Here is an 18,675-nt window from a genome sequence, read left to right as displayed (position 1 = left end):
TCGCCGTCGGTGCCCGCCCTCGGGATCATCGAAAGTATGACCAAGAGCGACAAAGGCAGCCGCAGCGGCAAGACGGACAGCGGCAAGGACATCACCCTGCGGATCGCCCAGCAGCCGGAGGCGGACGAGCTCCTCGCCCGCAGCCCGCTCGCCGCCCTCGTCGGCATGCTGCTGGACCAACAGGTGCCGATGGAGTGGGCGTTCACGGGCCCGTACACGCTGGCGGAGCGGATGGGCTCGGACGACCTGGACGCGGGGGAGATCGCCGCGTACGACCCCGAGGCGTTCACCGCCCTCTTCACCACCAAACCGGCCCTCCACCGCTACCCCGGTTCCATGGCGCAGCGGGTCCAGCAGCTGTGCCAGTACCTGGTGGCGGAGTACGAGGGGGACGCGAGCGCGGTGTGGCGGGACGCCGGGACCGGGGAGGAGCTGCTGCGGCGGCTGAACGCGCTGCCGGGGTTCGGCACCCAGAAGGCCCAGATCTTCCTGGCGCTGCTCGGCAAGCAGTTCGGCGTACGTCCGACGGGGTGGCGGGCGGCGGCGGGGGCGTACGGGGAGGACGGGTCGCGCCGGTCGGTCGCAGACATCACGGGGCCGGAGTCGCTCGCGGAGGTACGCGCGTACAAGCAGGAGGCGAAAGCGGCGGCCAAGGCAGCCAAGGCGGCGAAGACGAAACCGGGCGCAGCGGCCAGAACAGCGAAGACGGAAACGAACGCTCAGGCGAAGACAGCGAAAGCCCCGAAAGACCCGAAAGCACCGCGTGCGTAGGCGACCAGAAGAGACAGCCGGACAGAACGGCCGGAAGAAGCGATCAAAATCAGCCACTGCGGTTCCCAGGAGCCACCCCACTCGCTAGCTTTCGCTCCACATTCGTTCACACGTCCAGAACGTCTCCACGGAAGGACTCCTGTGCACGCAACACGTCGCAGAGCCATGGCTGTTGTGGCCGCCACCGCTCTGGCCACACCGCTCCTCCTGGGCGCCGCCCCGCACCACAAGCCCTCCCATGGACACCCCGGGCACTCCCACGGGTCCCACGGCCCCTCCAAGGAGGCGGTGAAGCTCTCCCGGGAGCTGGTGAAGAACTCGTCCGCGCGTGACGCCTACCGCCACCTCCAGAAGTTCCAGGCGATAGCCGACTCGGCCGGCGGTCACCGCGCGGCGGGATCGCTCGGCTACGACGCCTCGGCGGCGTACGTCTACCGGGAGCTCCAGCGCGCCGGGTACCAGGTCTCGTACCAGACCTTCCAGTTCCCCTACACGGAGACGCTGGCCGAAAAGCTCGCCGTGGTGTCGCCGTCGCCGCGCGATGTGACGATCAAGGCGATGACGTACACCCGGTCGACCCCGGTGGGCGGTCTGACGGCCGGGCTCGTCAACGTCCCCGTGGACGACACCACCGGCTGCGAGGCGTCGGACTACGCCTCCGCCGACTTCACCGGCAAGATCGCGCTGATCAAGCGCGGCGGCTGCGCCTTCGCCGACAAGCAGGCGCTGGCGGCGGAGGCCGGAGCGGCCGGAGCGGTCATCTACAACAACACCGAAGGCGCCCTGTCCGGCACGCTCGGCGACGCCGCGGCCGGCAAGATCCCGACCGGTGGCATCACGCAGGAGGAGGGCGAGAAGCTCGCCGCCGACCTGGCCGCGGGCGAGGTCACGGTCTCCTTCGAGGTCCGCCAGCTCCAGGAGCAGCGCACCACCCGCAACGTCATCGCGGAGACGCGCGGCGGCAAGGCGGCGAACACCGTCGTGCTCGGCGCCCACCTCGACTCCGTCACCGACGGCCCCGGCATCAACGACAACGGCTCCGGCTCCGCCGGTCTGCTCGAAGTCGCCCTGGAACTCGCCAAGTCGAAGAGCAAGCCCGCCAACAAGGTCCGGTTCGCCTGGTGGTCGGCCGAGGAGAACGGCCTGCTCGGCTCGGAGGCGTACGTCGCGGCGCTCTCCGAGAAGCAGATCAAGCAGATCAAGCTCTACCTGAACTTCGACATGATCGCCTCGCCCAACGGCGTCCAGTTCGTCTACGACGGCGACGACTCCGACGGCGTCGGCGCGGGCCCCGGCCCGGAGGGCTCCGCCCAGCTGGAGCGGGACATCACCAAGTTCCTCGACAGCAAGGGCAAGAAGCACGAGGGCACGGACTTCACCGGCCGCTCGGACTACGGGCCGTTCATCGAGGTGGGCATCCCCTCCGGCGGTACGTTCACGGGCGCCGAGGGCATCAAGACGGCGGCCCAGGCCCGGACGTACGGCGGACAGGCGGGCGTCGCCTACGACCCGTGCTACCACGCGGCCTGCGACGACCTGAGCAACATCAGCATGAAGCACTTCGACGTCAACATCGACGTGATCGCCAACGCCGTCGGCACGTACGCCCACGACCTGCGCTCGCTGACCCGCCCGGTCAAGCCGGTCCCGAGCACCGGCACCCCGGGCAGCGGCGGCGGCCTGCACGACGGCCACGGGCACGAGGTCAGGGAGTAACACCCCGTCCGCGTACCACGCACCACGCACCACGTCATGAACGCGGCACGTCGCAGACGGAGCCGGGCTCGAACCACAGGGCCCGGCTCCGGGGCCACGGCCTCGGGCCCGGGCTCGGCTCCGGGTCCGGCCTCGGGCCTGGGCTCGGGCTCGACCCCAGGCCCTGGTCCAGCCCCAGGCCCTGGTCCGGACCCGGCCCCGGCCCCGGCACCCACCGCCTGCGGCGTGCCCCGCTATCCGGCGCTATGCGGCGCTCCACCCCACTTTGGCGGAGCGCCGCGGCAAGGTTCCCTGGCTGCGCCCGGCACCCCTTGACCGGTAGGCTTTCCGTGTGATCTTCAAGCGCATCGGAAATGGGAAGCCATACCCCGACCACGGCCGGGAAAGCACCCGGCAGTGGGCGGACGTCGCGCCACGTCCGGTTCGCCTGGACCAGCTCGTGACCACCAAGGGGCAGCTGGACCTGGAGACCCTCCTCGCCGAGGACTCCACGTTCTACGGCGACCTCTTCGCCCACGTCGTGAAGTGGCAGGGCGACCTCTATCTGGAGGACGGGCTGCACCGGGCGGTCCGGGCCGCGCTCCAGCAGCGGCAGGTGCTGCACGCACGCGTCCTCGACCTGGGCTGACGCCGCCGCCCCTCCGAGCCCCCCACCGCTCGGCGCACCCTCGCGACGGCACCGCTTAGCACTCCCCCAACGATGGCACGCGAATTCGGGCCTTTCGGGTGCTTTCGAGCTCATCCGGGTGCCATACGTTGATCATTTAGTACGCATCATCACCGGGTCGCACTACGCTGCCCCCATGAGCATGCTCACTCCCCCCGGCATGGGCGGAAAGTACCGCATCACGGGCGACACCTACCCCCGCATGCGCCGCCCCCGGAACCGCCGACGGATCGTCCTCGCGGGCGTCTCGGCCGTGGTGGCCCTCGGCCTGGCCGGCTGGGGAACGCTGCAGCTCATCGACGTCTTCACAGGCGGCGACAAGAGCGCCGTCGCCGCGAGCCACCCGCGGGACTGCCCCACCCCGAAGCCGGTGGCCCCCGCCAAGGCGCTGCCGAAGCCGGCCGCCATCAAGGTCAACGTCTACAACGCGACGACGACCACCGGGCTCGCCAAGGCGGCGGCGGACGAGCTGAAGAAGCGTGGGTTCGCCATCGGCGAGGTGGGCAATGCCCCGGAGGCGTACGACAAGAAGGTCCCCGGCACCGCGGTGCTGCTCGGCGCCCCGACGGCGGCGAACGGCAGCTTCGCCGTACTGGGCACGCAGCTGCCGGGCGCGGTGCAGAAGACCGACAAGCGCAAGACGGCGGAGGTCGACCTGATCCTCGGCGCGAAGTTCAAGGCGTTCAGCACCCCGGCGGAGGCCACGGCGGCCATGGCGGCCCTCACGAAGCCGTCCCCGGCCCCGTCCGCCTCCTGCGCGCCGACGGCGACGACAAAGAGCGGCTGAGAGGCCGCGCCTGCCGCCTGAACGCACCGGTGCCCCTTGCTCCCGTACGTACATCTCGTACGTCCCGTACGGGAGCAAGGGGCACCGCTCTGCGCTGGGCCTGACGGGCCTGAACGGGTGGGGCTCCGGCTACTCCGCCGTGCCGTACATCCGGTCTCCGGCGTCGCCGAGGCCCGGAACGATGTAGCCGTGCTCGTTGAGCCGCTCGTCGACGGAGGCGGTGACCACGGTGACGGGGGTGCCCGCCAGCTCGCGCTCCATCACCTCGACGCCCTCGGGCGCCGCGAGGAGGACGACGGCGGTGACATCGTCGGCGCCGCGCTTGATCAGCTCCTGGATGGCGGCGACGAGGGTGCCGCCGGTGGCCAGCATCGGGTCGAGGACGTAGACCTGGCGGCCGGAGAGGTCCTCGGGCATCCGGGTCGCGTACGTCTCCGCCTGGAGCGTCTCCTCGTTGCGGATCATGCCGAGGAAGCCCACCTCGGCGGTGGGGAGCAGCCGCACCATGCCGTCCAGCATGCCGAGACCGGCGCGCAGGATCGGGACGACGAGGGGCCGGGGGTGCGAGAGCTTGACGCCCGTCGTGGGCGTCACCGGGGTCTCGATGTCGACCTGCTCGGTACGCACATCCCTGGTGGCCTCGTAGGCGAGAAGGGTGACCAGCTCGTCGGCGAGGCGCCGGAAGGTCGGGGAGTCGGTGCGCTTGTCGCGCAGCGTGGTCAGTTTGTGCGCCACCAGCGGGTGGTCGACGACGTGGATCCGCATGCGTCAACAGTAACCGCGCCTTCCGGCACTCTGCGCTGGCATCAACCACCTGTTCGGGGGGAAGGTGGGGGCATACGGACCCAGCGTTGGGGTGGTGTGTCGATGGCGGCGGACGGGGAACAGCGGCGGAGCCCGGGCTCACGCGGAGTGAGCGACGCGCGCGAGCCGCGCGACACGACGGGTGACCCGACACGCGAAACGACACGCGACACGGCGGGTGACGTCACGGACGCGCAGGAGAGTGACGCGGCGCGGCGCCGACGGCGCGCCCAGTTCCTCCGCGAGCTCCACGAGGCCAAGCAGCTGCGCGACCGGGTGCAGCCGCGCCGGGCCCGTGCCGCCCGTATGCGCCAACAGATGCGGATGCGTACGTTCCGCTGGTGAGGCCCCTGAAGCCGTCCCGTACCACCGGCGCACTCCCCCGCCGATCGGGTCCTCCTGCCGTTCCGTCAGGGCGACGGCCGACCGGGCACTCCTGGAACTGATGGCCGACGCAACGGCCGAAGAGGTCTCGCCCGGCGCTTGTTTCTGCCACGATGCCGATTGGGCGGGGCTCAGAGCAGACGGACTTCCCGTCTGCCCTCCCGTCGGACCGATTCACCTATGACCAGTGGGAGAGTCACGGTGTACTTCGCCGCACTGCTCGCGCGCACCGAAGACGGGTGGGAAGCGAGCGATACAGAGCTCGACGATGTGGAGACCCTGTCCGACCTGACGGATCTGGCCCAGGGGGCCTCGGTGGACGAGGACACGGTCCTGGTCTACATCGAGCAGGAGGACGCCTGGTTCGGCATCCTCCGGGTGGACGGTGAGGAGGACCCCCGTATCTACATCTCGGACGCGTCCGCCGCCGCCCGCTCCTCGTACGGGGAGATCCTGCTCACCGACGAACTGCTCGGCCGCGAACCAGGGGCCGAGGACGAGATCGCCGCGCTGGAGGAGCTCGTCGACCTCGACGGCACGGAGGAGGAGGACGGCGAACCGACCCCGTCGTCCCGGCCCGCCTCCGCCCTGACCGACGACACGGCCTCCGGCTCCGGCCCGGCCCCCGACCCCGACTCCGATGTCGATTCCGACGCGGTCCCGGCGGGCCCGATCGGCGAGCTGGGCATCCTCGCCGACTTCGGGGTCTCCGAGAAGGACCTGCTGACGCTGCGGACCGACGCGCTGACGGAGATCGCCGACGCGCTGGGAGCGGCGGAGGTGCTGGAGGCGGTGCGGTAGGGGGTGTCCGGCGCGTGGTTCGCCGGGGGCTTCCCCTCCCTCCCCTCCTTCCCTGTCCGTTAGGGTCCGCGGGTGACCGCACGCCCGCCGAACCCCTCTTCCCCTTCCTCCCGGCCCGCCCCGGACCCCGTACGCGTACCTGTGCACGACCCCGACCCCGTACGCGATCCGTGGCAGGCCCCGATGCGCCGCGCCCTGGCCGAGGCCGAGCGGGCGGCGTCGGCCGGTGACGTACCGGTCGGCGCCGTCGTCCTCACCCCCGACGGCACCGAGCTGGCCGCCGCCCACAACGAGCGCGAGGCCACCGGCGACCCGACGGCCCACGCCGAGATCCTGGCCCTGCGCCGGGCGGCCGAGGCGGTCGGCGAGTGGCGCCTGACCGACTGCACGCTGGTGGTCACCCTGGAGCCCTGCACGATGTGCGCGGGCGCCCTGGTGCAGTCCCGGGTGGCCCGAGTGGTCTACGGCGCCCGCGACGAGAAGGCGGGCGCGGCCGGCTCCCTCTGGGACGTCATCCGCGACCGCCGTCTGAACCACCGCCCGGAGGTCATCGCGGGCGTGCTGGAGGACGCCTGCGCCACGCAGCTGACGGCGTTCTTCCGCACGCTCTGACGGGCCACGCCCCCGCCCCCGGGAACCGATTTCTGCGCACGCCCCGGGATGGTCTAAGCTCTCTCTCGGTAGCGTGTCCGAGCGGCCGAAGGAGCTCGCCTCGAAAGCGAGTGTGGCGTAACCCGTCACCGTGGGTTCAAATCCCACCGCTACCGCTTCTGACACCCCCTTGATCTGCGGAGACGCGGTCAAGGGGGTGTTCTGCTTCTACGGTTCCCTTCCACGGTCCCCGATGTACGGCGCCTGCGGCGCTCGGCGGCGGGTCACCACGTGACGACCACCCACACGATCTTGCCGAGGGGCCGCTCGGCCACCCCCCACCGCGAGGCCAACGCCTCGACCAGATGCAGCCCGCGCCCACGGGTCCGCTGATCGGAGGGCGGCCGGAGGCGGGGCGCCCTCCGCCGGGTGTCGTGCACTTCAAGGCGGCACTTACCGGGTTCGGCGGCAACGGTGACCTTGAAGGAGTCGCCGGGCTCGGACCCGTACCGAACGGCGTTGGTCACCAGCTCGCTGGCGAGGAGCTCCAGGGTGTCGAGCGCGTCCTCACCGATCGACGGCTCCTGGTACGCGGCCGCTTCCCTGACGTAGCGCCGGGCGGGCCGGACCGACTCGGGCTCGGCGGAGTAGATCGCCTGCGGCGGCACGGCGGAGGTGCGGCGGGGCGGGACGGATGGGGTGGACGAGGTGGACGGTAAGGCGCTCGGACGCATGGTCGTCATGCGGCCCCCTCACGGTAGGGCTGGCCGACACACGCCATCACAGCCGTGTCGACCTGACTGCAGATCGTCACTTCAGAGTGCCGACATCCAGACTTAAGTGCAAGCCATTCTAAGTAATGTGCAAATCTGCACTCTTGCGCGGGAGCTGCTGCAACTAGGGAGACCAAAGGTGACAGCCAAGCGGCGCTGGCGGCAGACTGACCGTCACCAACAGCAACGGGAGGGGTACGTGTCGGCACCCACGGTTCGGAGACGGCAACTCGGCCGCACCCTGCGAGCCATGCGGGAGCGGTTGAGCCTCACCCAGGAAGACGCTGCCGACGGCACACGCGGAAAGATCTCCCCGGCGAAGCTGTCGCGCATCGAGACAGCCCGCAACGCCGCCTCGGCTTCGGACGTCGAACTCCTTCTGGATCTCTACGGCGTCACCGACGCCGAGCTGCGCCGCGACATCATCCGTCTCACCCGGGAGGGCGGACAGCGCGGGTGGTGGCAGTCCTACCGAAGCGTTCTCTCCCCGGTCTACCAGGACTTGATCAGCCTTGAGGCAGAGGCGACCACCATCCGGACGTGGCAGATCGCGTCGATCCCCGGGCTGCTGCAGACGCCGCAGTACGCGCACGCGGCCATCACGTCGACAGCCATGTCCGAGGCCATAAGCGACCGGGTACAAGCGCTGGTCGATGTGCGGCTGGCACGGCAGTCCGTACTGTCCCGGTCAGAGCCGTTGCGTCTGCGCGCGATCATCGGGGAGGCGGCACTCCGCACCCAACTGCCGGACCCGGCCGTGATGCACGACCAGCTCTCCCGCCTGGTGCACCTCGCGACGCTGCCCAACATCAATATCCAGGTGCTACCCGTCGGCGCTCCCCTTACGGTCGGTCAGACCGGCAGCTTCGCGATCCTCGGGTTCGGCAACCTCACGGAACTGAGCGTCGTACACCTGGAGCAGCTGACCAGCGCCCTGTACGTGGAGGACCACGACCAGGTCAGCACCTATGCGGACGCTCACGAGTCACTTACGGCCGCAGCGCTCTCCGTTGAGAAGTCACTCGACCTGATCCAACAAGCAAGGGACCAGAAATGATCATCCCCGACTCTTCAAGCCTCCCCGTCGCCTGGTGGAAGTCCTCCGCTTCCCACGCCCAGTCCGACTGCCTGGAGTGCGGCATCGTCGACTCCGACCACATCGCCGTCCGGGACAGCAAGGCGCCGAACGGGCCGGCTCTGGTCGTCGGCCGGGGTGCGCTCGCGGCCATGGTCGGGGCGGTCGCGGCTGGGCTTCTGTAGCTCTGCGCTGACGTGCGGAGCGATGAAGACGACCTGCGAAGCAAGGGCACTTATGTCTGTTTCTCAAGAAGTCAGTAAAAACAGCCCCTCAGCCGTATAAACCCGCAGGTCACGAACTGTGGTCCCCGCGCACGCGGGGGTGGCCCCACGGTCATCATCGGGGACTCCCTTCAAGATGTGTGGTCCCCGCGCACGCGGGGGTGGCCCCCGGGCCGACTCCTCCTCCAGTTCGGCGATGGCGTGGTCCCCGCGCACGCGGGGGTGGCCCCGCCCAGATCCAGGCGGACGCCGGGGACACGGTGTGGTCCCCGCGCACGCGGGGGTGGCCCCGTTCCCTGAAGCGCGCCCTCTTGGGCTGGCCGGTGGTCCCCGCGCACGCGGGGGTGGCCCCCCAGGCATTGTGGACGCGGGTGTACACGTCGTGTGGTCCCCGCGCACGCGGGGGTGGTCCCTTGCGGACAGGATGCGTCATCGATCACCGATGGTGGTCCCCGCGCACGCGGGGGTGGTCCCACCTGGGCGTTCTGGTTGGAGCCGTCTCCGACGTGGTCCCCGCGCGTGCGGGGGTGGTCCTGGCCGGGCGCCCGAGGGCATGACCGGCCGGGAGGTGGTCCCCGCGCGTGCGGGGGTGGTCCCTCCCGCGTCTCTGCCACGGAGAGCACCCGGTCGTGGTCCCCGCGCACGCGGGGGTGGTCCCCGGCAGTCACCCCGCTGAAGGTACCGTCCTGGCGAATTCCGCAGTACGGGTGGCGTAGTGCCAGGCCGCGTCCCGTGCCTGGCAGGCAGCGGCGACCTCCGACGGGTCCTCGTTGAGGATGACGCCGAGAGTCGTGTCGTCCTCGTCGAAGACGAACCGTACGACGAGCCGGGAGTCGAACAGCCAGAAGTCGTGATCCGGCAGGCCGATACGGGTGGCCTCGGCCCGGTACAGATTACGGATGTCCTCTCCCGCCGACACGTTGCTGTGCCCACTGGCGAGGAGGAACTGCTGCCCCTCGGTGAGAGGCTGGTCAACGATCCGGACTCGTTCGAACCGTTTCCCCAGCGCGGTCTGCACCCGGACGTTCTCTCGCCACGCGTTGCCCGGCTCGGTGGAGATCTCCGCGCCTTGCTTCCACCGGCGCCACTTCGGGCTGTTACGGTCAGAGGCGTATCCGCGCCGGGTCTCCAACCGGAAGGCAGTGTGCGCGAAGTCGCGGAACAGCGGGGCGACTTCGGAGAACGGAACCATCGGCTGCACAGTGGTACGCGGGCTGAAGCGAATGAGGAGCTCACGCGGGACGAGCACGAACGTCTCGCTGTCCTTGACGTCACGGAGCTGGGCAAGCTGCTCAGGGTCAACGACTCGGTCGCCCTGAACCAGGATGTCGGTGGTGCCCTCGACTTCGTAGAGCGTTGGGCAGTCGCCCTCGTCGCTGGTGGTGCCGATGAACCTGAGAAGCGTCATGATCCCCTCCATATGCGCTCGGTGAAGACCAGGATGCGACGGATGGCGTGACGTCACCGACGAATTGCGGGAGATTGCAGATCATCGGCAGGACCAGGCGATTGTGCGCAACCGACGGGCGCGGAAGTGGTGGACTCCGCAACCAGCATGAGGTGGTGGACAGCTCGCCGATCCCGCAGCACGCACCAACCCCTGGGGCAGCCCGAGGCTCGGGGCTCAAGCTCCGAACCCCGAGTTTCGGGGCGGTCGATTCACTCTTGCAGGGGTACGGAGATGGGGTCCCGGCCCGAAGCTCGGGTCTCGGGATACGAGCTTCGGGACACGAGCTTCGAGGTCCGAGCGCCTTCTGTAACCGGCAGGTAGAAGAAGGGGGTTGGGAAAACCTCCCCTCCCTCCCGTACCTGGCACGGCGAGCAAGTATGACTAATCGTGACAGCTTGCGGCGGAGCGTCACGAGTGCTTACGGTTCGAGAACTAAGCGACCCCGGTAGGTGTTGGCACACCGAGCCGGGGTCTGACCGCAAGATCGCAACCCAGAAAGCCGATCCCGTGGCTACACAGCAGCCTAGCTCCGCCCTGCACGCCCCCGCACTTTCCCCGACGTACCCGATGGCCAACCCCGGCTACGGAAAACGCTCCGCGCCCGGCCAACGCCCCCGTACCTCGCAGGACTTCGCACTCCTCCCGGTGCGCGAGCGGTACGTCGCCGGGTTCGTCGACCACCTCCCCGACGGCGCGGCGATGAGCGTGAAGCAGCTCGCCAAGCAACTCCCGCTCTACGGCCAGCAGGCCATCTCCACGGCGCTGACGGCCCTGTCGGTGGCGGGCCATCTGCGGCGCGTACGGTGCCCGGTCGGCGCGGGCGACGAGACGAGGTGGGTCTCCCGCACCTTCTGGTCCCGCACCGCACGCGACAACGAGTGGTGGAACACCTACCTGGCCACCGAGACCGCCACGAAGGCGGCGGCCCCCGCGCCGGAAGCGACCACTCCGCCGCCCTGGGTCCCGGATGAGGAGCCCCCGCCCGCGCCGGAGGACCCCGGGCTGGTCCAGGGCCCCGAAGCCACCGCCGTACCGCAGCAACGCACCCCGGTTCAGCCCTCGGACGCCGAACCCGCACCTCCCGCCCCGAACTGGGCTCCGGCAGCACCGCAGGCCCCCGAAGCGGGTCCTTCTCCCGCCTACCTCGCCCTGGCCCGCCTGGGCCGCGCCGACCACCGCCTCGCGCTCTCCGCCGACGACTGCGCCGCCCTGGAGGCCCAGGCCGCCGAATGGCTTGCCCGAGGCGTGAGCGCTGACTACCTCACCAGCGCCCTCACGGCAGGACTCCCCGCCAAGGTCGACTCCCCCGTCGGCCTCATCCGCCGCCGCCTCACCGACAAAATGCCGCCCCGCCTGCCGGCCGAGAACACCTCACCCGACGCCCCGGCCCCGACCGCCCGCCGCATCCTCATGGAATGCACCGACTGCGGCCGCCCCGGCCGCCCCGAACACCTCCCCGACGGTCTCTGCCGACCCTGCCGCACCACCCACACCGCCGAAGCCCCGGCCCAACCCGCCGAAGTCCCCGAAGTCGCCGACATCAAGGCGCGCATGGCCAACCTCCGCGACCTCCTCAAACCTGTCTGAGGACTAGCAGCATGGGATCGCAGGGGATCGCCCAAGTGCTTTGCCCTGGGACCTGACGGCGCCTCTCGCGCAACCCTGGCAGAGACCCGGGGTGCCGGGATCGTGAGAAGCGACGGAAAGCCCGCGAACGCTCCCGGTCTCTGCTGCGCAGTGACTAATCTGCGGAGAGAGTGAGCCTCTGGCCCGCGAGGGGGGACACACCCGCCGCAGAGGCCGGAGGGGAGATGCAGCTTCCGGCTCGGCCTGACCGTTCGATGGGGGAGATATGTCCGTTTCTCAAGAAGTGAGTAAAAACGAGCCCCTGGCCGCATAAAACCGCAGGTCACGAACTGTCGTCCCCGCGCACGCGGGGGTGTTCCCGCGCCCTCATCGCCAGCGTGGCCGACGCCCGGGTCGTCCCCGCGCACGCGGGGGTGTTCCCCTGGCCCGTCTCCGGAAGCTGCACCTGGAGCTGTCGTCCCCGCGCACGCGGGGGTGTTCCCGGGTGGCCGCGGTGGCACGCGGTCTGGGCGGCGTCGTCCCCGCGCACGCGGGGGTGTTCCCAGCCATGCGGCATCACCCCCCCACCTTCCGGAGTCGTCCCCGCGCACGCGGGGGTGTTCCGACGCCAGCGCGAGCAGCATTTTGCTGCCCGAGGTCGTCCCCGCGCACGCGGGGGTGTTCCCCCGCTGGGCCCGTACTTCGGGCTACTCAGCCGGTCGTCCCCGCGCACGCGGGGGTGTTCCCTTGCTCCGACGAGTCGGCCCCGCAGCACGAGGGTCGTCCCCGCGCACGCGGGGGTGTTCCCCCCTGTGCAGCGCTGGCCCGGTACCCGATCAGGTCGTCCCCGCGCACGCGGGGGTGTTCCCGATCGTCGTCATCCGTCGCTCAAGCTCACGCTGTCGTCCCCGCGCACGCGGGGGTGTTCCCTCCTGGTTCATGTCGGCAGGCTTCTCCGGTCGGTCGTCCCCGCGCACGCGGGGGTGTTCCCGCCAGCCGCCCGCCGAAGGACCGAGCGGAAGTGTCGTCCCCGCGCACGCGGGGGTGTTCCCCGGTAGCGCCGGTTGCGCACCGCGCCGGGGGTGTCGTCCCCGCGCACGCGGGGGTGTTCCCTGGACCGCCGACGAGAGCGACCGGCGCCGGGAGTCGTCCCCGCGCACGCGGGGGTGTTCCCAACCGCATCTACGACCTGATGCACCAGGCCGGGTCGTCCCCGCGCACGCGGGGGTGTTCCCCGTCCTTGAGTTCGGCGCCACGGATGAACTGTGGTCGTCCCCGCGCACGCGGGGGTGTTCCCTCCGAGGGCCGCGCGAGCCACCCGCCGAGTTCGTCGTCCCCGCGCACGCGGGGATAAACCCCGGCCGCCCGAAACCGGAACTCGATCAATTTCCGTCGAGTTCGAATCACTTTTGAACAAGTGGCCCCTCTAGGGCATTTCCCCATGTCAAATGCCCTCATGCCCGCGATCGACACGGAACTCCTCACCGCGTTCCGCCACCTCTCCCCCACCGCCCGAACCCCCTGGGGCAAGCACGATCGGCCGACCGAGCAGTGGCTCCCCCTCTGGCGGCACATGGCCGACAGCGCTGCCGTCGCGGGCAGGCTCTGGGATGAATGGGTGCCCGGGAACGTCAAAGCGCTGGTCGCGGATGCTTTCCCTGAAGGGGTCGACGACGCGCGGCAGGTGGCTGTCTATCTCGCCTGCGTGCACGACATCGGGAAGGCCACCCCCGCCTTCGCCTGTCAGGTGGACGGGCTCGCGGACCGGATGCGGGCGGTCGGGCTCGACATGCCGTATCAGAAGCAGTTCGGGCTGGACCGCAGGATGGCTCCGCACGGGCTGGCCGGGCAGCTGCTCATCCAGGAGTGGCTGGGTGAGCGGTTCGGGTGGAGTGAGCGGGCCTCGGGGCAGTTCGCCGTGGTGGCGGGTGGGCATCACGGGACGCCGCCGGGGCATCAGCAGATCCACGATCTCGGGCTTCGGCCCCGGCTGTTGCGTACCAGGGGTGAGAGCGAAGAGGTCTGGAAGAGCGTCCAGTTCGAGCTGATGGACGCCTGTGCCGTGCGGGCCGGTGTGGAGGGGCGGCTCGCCGCGTGGCAGGGCGTCCGGTTGCCGCAGCCCGTGCAGGTCGTGCTCACCGCGATCGTCATCGTCTCCGACTGGATCGCCAGCTCGTCCGAGTTGTTTCCGTACGATCCCGCCTCCTGGGCGCCGGGGGGTGAAGAAGGGGAGCGGCGTCGCCTTGCCGCTGCCTGGAGCGGGCTGGATCTGCCCGGGCCCTGGCGGGCCGAGCAACCCGGTTGCAGCGCGGCCGAGTTGTTCCGGGAGCGGTTCGACCTCCCTGAAGGTGCCGGGATCAGGGCCGTACAGGAAGAAGCCGTACGGGTGGCCCGGGAGTCGGCCGCCCCCGGGCTTCTGATCATCGAGGCGCCCATGGGCGAGGGCAAGACCGAGGCGGCCTTCGCGGCGGCCGAGGTCCTGGCCGCCCGGTCCGGTGCCGGGGGGTGTCTCGTGGCGCTGCCCACCCGGGCGACCGGGGACGCCATGTTCCCCCGGCTCATCGGCTGGTTGCAGCGGCTGCCCGCGGACGGGCCCCGGTCCGTGGTCCTCGCCCACGCCAAGGCCGCCCTCAACGAGGTGTGGGCCGGGATGACCAAGGCCGACCGGCGGACCATCGCCGCCGTCGATCTCGACGGGCCGGACGAGACCGTCTCCCCGGCCGGGGCCGCTGCCCGGGCCGCCCCCGCCTCCCTCCACGCCCACCAGTGGCTGCGTGGCCGAAAGAAGGGGCTGCTCGCCTCGTTCGCCGTCGGCACCATCGACCAGGTCCTCTTCGCCGGGCTCAAGAGCCGGCACCTGGCGCTGCGCCACCTCGCCGTCGCGGGCAAGGTCGTCATCATCGACGAAGTGCACGCCTACGACGCGTACATGAACACCTATCTCGACCGCGTACTGGAATGGCTGGCCGCCTACCGGGTGCCCGTGGTGATGCTCTCCGCGACCCTGCCCGCCCAACGCAGGCGCGAGCTGGCCGCCGCGTATGCGGGGGAGGAGACCCCCGAGCTCGCCGAAGCCCTTCATCTGCCCGACGACGCCTATCCGTTGATCACCGCCGTCGCCCCCGGCCACGACGTTCTGACGGCCCTGCCCGCGCCTGCTTCCGGGCGGCATACGGACGTGACGCTGGAGCGACTCGATGATGAACTTCCCCTGCTTGTAGCCCGGTTGGCGGAGGAGCTGCGGGACGGCGGCTGCGCCCTCGTCGTACGCAACACCGTCGACCGGGTCCTGGAAGCCGCCGAACACCTCCGTGCGCACTTCGGGACGGACGCCGTCACCGTGGCGCACTCCCGGTTCATCGCCGCCGACCGGGCGCGCAAGGACACCGAGCTGCGGGAACGGTTCGGGCCGGGCGGTGGCGATGGTTCCGCCGAGCCGGGCGGTTCCCCGGACCGGCCGTACAGCCGTCCCGCCGGGCCGCACATCGTCGTGGCCAGTCAGGTGGTCGAGCAGTCCCTGGACATCGACTTCGACCTCCTGGTCACCGATCTCGCCCCCGTCGACCTGGTGCTCCAGCGCATGGGGCGGCTGCACCGCCATCCGCGTACCCGGCCGCCCCGCCTCGCCCGGGCCCGCTGCCTGATCACCGGGGTGGCGGACTGGGGCGCCGAACCGCCCGAGCCGGTGAAGGGGTCGGTCGCCGTCTACCAAGGGCCGCACACCCTGCTCCGGGCGCTCGCCGTGCTGGGGCCGCACCTCGACGGCGTACCGCTGGTGCTGCCCGACCACATCAGCCCGTTGGTGCAGGCCGCCTACGACGATCGCGCCGCCGGGCCCGAGCACTGGGCGCCCGCGCTGGCCGATGCCCGACGGCAGTATCTGATCAGGCTGGCGAAGAAGCGGGAGGAGGCCGACGTGTTCCGGCTAGGGCCCGTACGCCGGGCCGGGCGGCCCCTCTTCGGGTGGCTGGACGGCAACGCCGGGGACGCGGACGACAGTCGCAGCGGGCGGGCGCAGGTGCGGGACAGCGACGAGAGCCTGGAGGTGCTGGTCGTCCAGCGGCGCGCGGACGGCCGGCTGACCACCGTGGAGTGGCTCGACGGCGGTCGCGGCGGCCTGGATCTGCCGGAGCACGCGCCTCCGCCGCACCGGACCGCCGAGATCGTCGCCGCGTGCGCGTTGACACTGCCTCGCGCCCTCACCCATCCGGGGGTGATCGACCGGACCATCGCGGAGCTGGAGCGGTTCGTCGTGCCCGCCTGGCAGGTGAAGGAGTGCCCCTGGCTGGCAGGGGAGTTGCTGCTCGTCCTGGACGAGGATTGTCAGACCCACCTGTCAGGCTGGGAAGTCCACTACAGCGCCGACGACGGACTCCGGGTGGGTCCGGTCGGCGCGCGCAGCGCAGGCAGAGCAAAGGGGCTCGAAGCGGTGGCGTCCACAGTGCCTTCTTTCGACCTGGTCTCCCGGCCGTGGCTGCCCGTCCAGTACGGGGACGGGTCCACCGGTGAGCTCTCGCTGCGCGACGTCTTCGCGGGGGCGGGCGGGGTGCGTCGGCTGGTGGGTGATCTTCCGACGCAGGAGCTGGCCCTGCTGCGGTTGCTGCTGGCGATCCTGTACGACGCCCTCGACGAGGCCGACGGCAGATCGGCGGGCGCGCCCGCGAAGTTGGAGGACTGGGAGGCGCTGTGGGAGGCGCCGGACTCCCTGGGCGTCGTCGGTGACTACCTCGACCGGCACCGGGAGCGCTTCGACCTCCTCCACCCCGCCCGGCCGTTCCTCCAGGTGGCCGGGTTGCACACGCAGAAGCACGAAGTCGCCTCGCTGAACCGGATCGTGGCCGACGTGCCGAACGGCGAGGCGTTCTTCTCCATGCGCCGCCCCGGAGTCGACCGGCTCGGTCTCGCGGAGGCGGCCCGCTGGCTCGTCCACACGCATGCGTACGACTCCTCCGGCATCAAGTCCGGTATGGAGGGGGACGACCGGGTCAAGGGCGGGAAGGTGTATCCGCAGGGCGTCGGCTGGGTCGGCGGTCTCGGCGGTGTCTTCGCGGAGGGCGAGAACCTGCGCGAGACCCTTCTGCTGAATCTGATTCCGACGGATGAGGAAGGCATCCTGAAGTCGGAGCCGAAAGTTGATCTTCCGGTGTGGCGGCGCGAGCCGCCTCCCGGGCCCGGGGTGTTCGAGGGCGATCCGTCCGTTGCCCGGCCCGCCGGCCCCCGCGACCTCTACACCTGGCAGTCCCGGCGGCTGCTCCTCCACACGGAGGGCACCGACGTCACCGGGGTCGTCCTCGGTTACGGAGATCCGCTCGCCCCCGCCAACAAGCACAAGGCGGAACCGATGACGGGCTGGCGGCGCAGCACGGTGCAGGAGAAGAAGCTAGGCCGTCCGCAGATCTATCTGCCGCGCCAGCACGACCCGGCACGGGCGGCGTGGCGCGGTCTGGCGAGCCTGCTGTACGCGCAGAGGCAGGACGGCGACACCTCGGGGCGGGGCACGGACCGGAGCCTGCCTCCCGGGGTCGTGCGGTGGCTGGCCCTGCTCAGAGGGGAAGGCGTGCTGCCGAAGGGTTCACTGATCCGTACGCGATTGGTCGGCGCGGTCTACGGGACGCAGCAGTCCGTGGTGGACGAGGTGGTGGACGACGCCATCTCCCTGCCGGTCGTTCTGCTCCACGAGGACCGCCCTCCGTACGGCGCGGTCGCGGTCGACGCGGTCTCCGACGCCGAGCGGGCCGTGGCCGCGCTCGGTCAGCTGGCCGGGAACCTGGCGCGCGCGGCGGGTTCGGCCCCGGAGGGACCCACAGCCACCGCCCGCGATCTGGGGTTCGGGGCGCTGGACGGGCCGTACCGGCAGTGGCTGGTCGGCCTCCGGCACGAACCCGATCCGGATGCCGCCCGCGTGGAGTGGCAGGACATCGCACGGCACCTCGTTCTCGACCTCGGCCGTCAGCTCCTCGATGCGGCGGGCAGGAGCGCGGCGGAGGGGCGCGTGGTCGAGCTGCCGGGTACGGGCAAGCGCTGGGTGGACAGTTCGCGGGCGGACCTGTGGTTCCGGACCCGCATCAACAAGGTGCTGCCCAGGCCGCCGTCCACGGTGTCCGCTCCGGCCGACGGCGACACCGGCAACGAAGCACCTCCGGAGGGAACCGCATGACCATCACCCCGACGACAGCGGGCACGAACGCCCCACCGCCGGAGAACAAAGCGGGGAAGGGCGCCGAAGAGGTGCCCGTCCACCGGCTGGTCACCCGCGCGACGGGTACGTACATCGCCCGGATTCAGCCTCAGTACCTGGCCGACCGGCCGCACGCCGTGGCGGAGCTCGCCCGGCTGCGGCGCGGGGCGGGAAAGCGGGCCCACGAGGTCACGGACCTCTGGGGAATCGAAGGGATGGACGATCTGGCCAACCTGCTTGCGGACCACGGCAGGTTCAGCCGCGCCGAGGACGCCGAGGAGGCGGTCTTCCTCGCCTGCACCCTGTGGGCCCTGCACCAGCAGTCCGGCCGTGACCAGGGCATGCACCAGCGGAATCAGACCCTGGGCGGGGCGGTGCGTGCCCTGATCCGCTCGCAGGGGACAGCGGGTGAGGACGAGGAGGACTCCCCGCTGCGCAAGCGCCTGGTGCGGGTCGGTACGGCCGAGTCCCTCGACTCCGTCGCCGTACGGCTCAGAGAGATCGTGCTGCTGCTCCGGGGCGCCAAGGTGCCTCTCGATTACGCACGCCTGGCCGGGCAGCTCTACCGCTGGCAACACCGCCCCGAGCGGGCCGGGGTCCAGCGGGAGTGGGGGCGCGAGTTCCATCTGGCCGCCGCTGCCGGGAAGAAGGGGAGGGCGGCCGCCTCGGGCACGGACGGCGAGGCGATCGACCGGACGCTGGCGGCCGATGAGGAGGAGTACGGCGGTTACGCGGCCGGGGAGTGACGCCCGGCTCCCGAGCGCCGGGCGTGAGCGACCCCGTCCTCGCCGCCCCTCGTCACCCCGACCCCTCTCGTCACCCCGACCCCCGTGTCTCCCCGAACCTTCGTGTCTCCCCAAACCTTCGTTTCGCCCCGACAAGCATCTT

The 18,675-nt window shown here is 70.9% G+C and carries 15 protein-coding genes, 1 tRNA gene and 2 CRISPR repeat arrays; of the genes, 13 read left to right on the top strand and 3 right to left on the bottom strand.

The window, feature by feature from the left end:
• Window positions 1-36 precede the first annotated feature (36 nt).
• From B7C62_18045 to B7C62_18030, 4 genes are all read left to right on the top strand, one after another.
• Window positions 37-771 carry a Fe-S cluster assembly protein HesB gene (locus B7C62_18045; protein ARF77235.1) on the top strand — a complete coding sequence of 245 codons (735 nt, stop codon included), beginning with the start codon at window positions 37-39 and terminating at the stop codon, window positions 769-771.
• 165 nt (window positions 772-936) lie between these two features.
• A complete protein-coding gene (locus B7C62_18040) occupies window positions 937-2,487 on the top strand; it encodes an amidohydrolase (protein ARF73946.1) in 1,551 nt (516 codons plus the stop codon).
• Window positions 2,488-2,818: 331 nt separating this feature from the next.
• Complete coding sequence (locus B7C62_18035) at window positions 2,819-3,115, top strand: antitoxin VapB (protein ARF73945.1); 297 nt, start codon at window positions 2,819-2,821, stop codon at window positions 3,113-3,115.
• Between the two features lie 199 nt (window positions 3,116-3,314).
• Entirely contained in the window at window positions 3,315-3,941 is a 627-nt protein-coding gene (locus tag B7C62_18030; protein ARF73944.1) for a hypothetical protein, read from the top strand.
• Between the two features lie 129 nt (window positions 3,942-4,070).
• On the opposite strand, the gene B7C62_18025 is transcribed toward B7C62_18030, so the two are convergent.
• Window positions 4,071-4,706: a uracil phosphoribosyltransferase gene (locus B7C62_18025; GenBank protein ID ARF73943.1), complete on the bottom strand. Its 636-nt coding sequence runs from the start codon at window positions 4,704-4,706 to the stop codon at window positions 4,071-4,073.
• 96 nt (window positions 4,707-4,802) lie between these two features.
• Here B7C62_18025 and B7C62_18020 point away from each other — a divergent pair, with 96 nt between their 5' ends.
• The 4 genes from B7C62_18020 (at window position 4,803) to B7C62_18005 (ending at window position 6,697) form a co-directional block, all read left to right on the top strand.
• On the top strand, window positions 4,803-5,090 hold the full coding sequence (locus B7C62_18020) for a hypothetical protein (protein ID ARF73942.1): 288 nt from the start codon (window positions 4,803-4,805) through the stop codon (window positions 5,088-5,090).
• Window positions 5,091-5,330: 240 nt separating this feature from the next.
• Complete coding sequence (locus B7C62_18015) at window positions 5,331-5,930, top strand: hypothetical protein (GenBank protein ARF73941.1); 600 nt, start codon at window positions 5,331-5,333, stop codon at window positions 5,928-5,930.
• 183 nt (window positions 5,931-6,113) lie between these two features.
• Window positions 6,114-6,542: a tRNA-specific adenosine deaminase gene (locus B7C62_18010; GenBank protein ID ARF77234.1), complete on the top strand. Its 429-nt coding sequence runs from the start codon at window positions 6,114-6,116 to the stop codon at window positions 6,540-6,542.
• 67 nt (window positions 6,543-6,609) lie between these two features.
• Window positions 6,610-6,697, top strand: a tRNA-Ser gene (locus tag B7C62_18005).
• Between the two features lie 108 nt (window positions 6,698-6,805).
• Here the strand turns inward: B7C62_18005 and B7C62_18000 are convergent.
• Window positions 6,806-7,264: an ATP-binding protein gene (locus tag B7C62_18000; protein ARF73940.1), complete on the bottom strand. Its 459-nt coding sequence runs from the start codon at window positions 7,262-7,264 to the stop codon at window positions 6,806-6,808.
• Window positions 7,265-7,493: 229 nt separating this feature from the next.
• Here B7C62_18000 and B7C62_17995 point away from each other — a divergent pair, with 229 nt between their 5' ends.
• Together B7C62_17995 and B7C62_17990 are read left to right on the top strand one after the other, a co-directional pair.
• The gene (locus tag B7C62_17995) at window positions 7,494-8,351 is read left to right on the top strand and encodes a transcriptional regulator (GenBank protein ARF77233.1); all 858 of its coding nucleotides are present in this window, start codon (window positions 7,494-7,496) and stop codon (window positions 8,349-8,351) included.
• Window positions 8,351-8,554: a DUF397 domain-containing protein gene (locus B7C62_17990; GenBank protein ARF77232.1), complete on the top strand. Its 204-nt coding sequence runs from the start codon at window positions 8,351-8,353 to the stop codon at window positions 8,552-8,554. The genes B7C62_17995 and B7C62_17990 overlap by 1 nt, the downstream gene beginning before the upstream one ends.
• 118 nt (window positions 8,555-8,672) lie before the next feature.
• Window positions 8,673-9,247: a CRISPR direct-repeat array (repeat unit 25 nt; unit sequence GTGGTCCCCGCGCACGCGGGGGTGG).
• A 10-nt stretch (window positions 9,248-9,257) separates the two neighbouring features.
• Here B7C62_17990 and B7C62_17985 read toward each other — a convergent pair.
• The gene (locus tag B7C62_17985; protein ARF77231.1) at window positions 9,258-10,001 is read right to left on the bottom strand and encodes a hypothetical protein; all 744 of its coding nucleotides are present in this window, start codon (window positions 9,999-10,001) and stop codon (window positions 9,258-9,260) included.
• 609 nt (window positions 10,002-10,610) lie between these two features.
• Here B7C62_17985 and B7C62_17980 point away from each other — a divergent pair.
• From B7C62_17980 to B7C62_17970, 3 genes are all read left to right on the top strand, one after another.
• Window positions 10,611-11,630 (top strand): MarR family transcriptional regulator, encoded by a 1,020-nt coding sequence (locus B7C62_17980; GenBank protein ID ARF73939.1) that lies wholly within the window; start codon window positions 10,611-10,613, stop codon window positions 11,628-11,630.
• Window positions 11,631-11,961: 331 nt separating this feature from the next.
• A CRISPR array of direct repeats spans window positions 11,962-12,967; the repeat unit is 28 nt; unit sequence GTCGTCCCCGCGCACGCGGGGGTGTTCC.
• Between the two features lie 98 nt (window positions 12,968-13,065).
• On the top strand, window positions 13,066-17,766 hold the full coding sequence (locus B7C62_17975) for a type I-E CRISPR-associated protein Cse1/CasA (GenBank protein ARF73938.1): 4,701 nt from the start codon (window positions 13,066-13,068) through the stop codon (window positions 17,764-17,766).
• Window positions 17,763-18,533 (top strand): type I-E CRISPR-associated protein Cse2/CasB, encoded by a 771-nt coding sequence (locus B7C62_17970; protein ID ARF73937.1) that lies wholly within the window; start codon window positions 17,763-17,765, stop codon window positions 18,531-18,533. The genes B7C62_17975 and B7C62_17970 overlap by 4 nt, the downstream gene beginning before the upstream one ends.
• The last annotated feature ends 142 nt before the right edge of the window (window positions 18,534-18,675 follow it).

This window comes from Kitasatospora albolonga, from assembly GCA_002082585.1.
GTDB classification, from domain to species: domain Bacteria; phylum Actinomycetota; class Actinomycetes; order Streptomycetales; family Streptomycetaceae; genus Streptomyces; species Streptomyces stephensoniae.
Note: the sequence above shows the minus strand (reverse complement) of the source record. Positions and strands in the feature narration are given on the sequence as shown.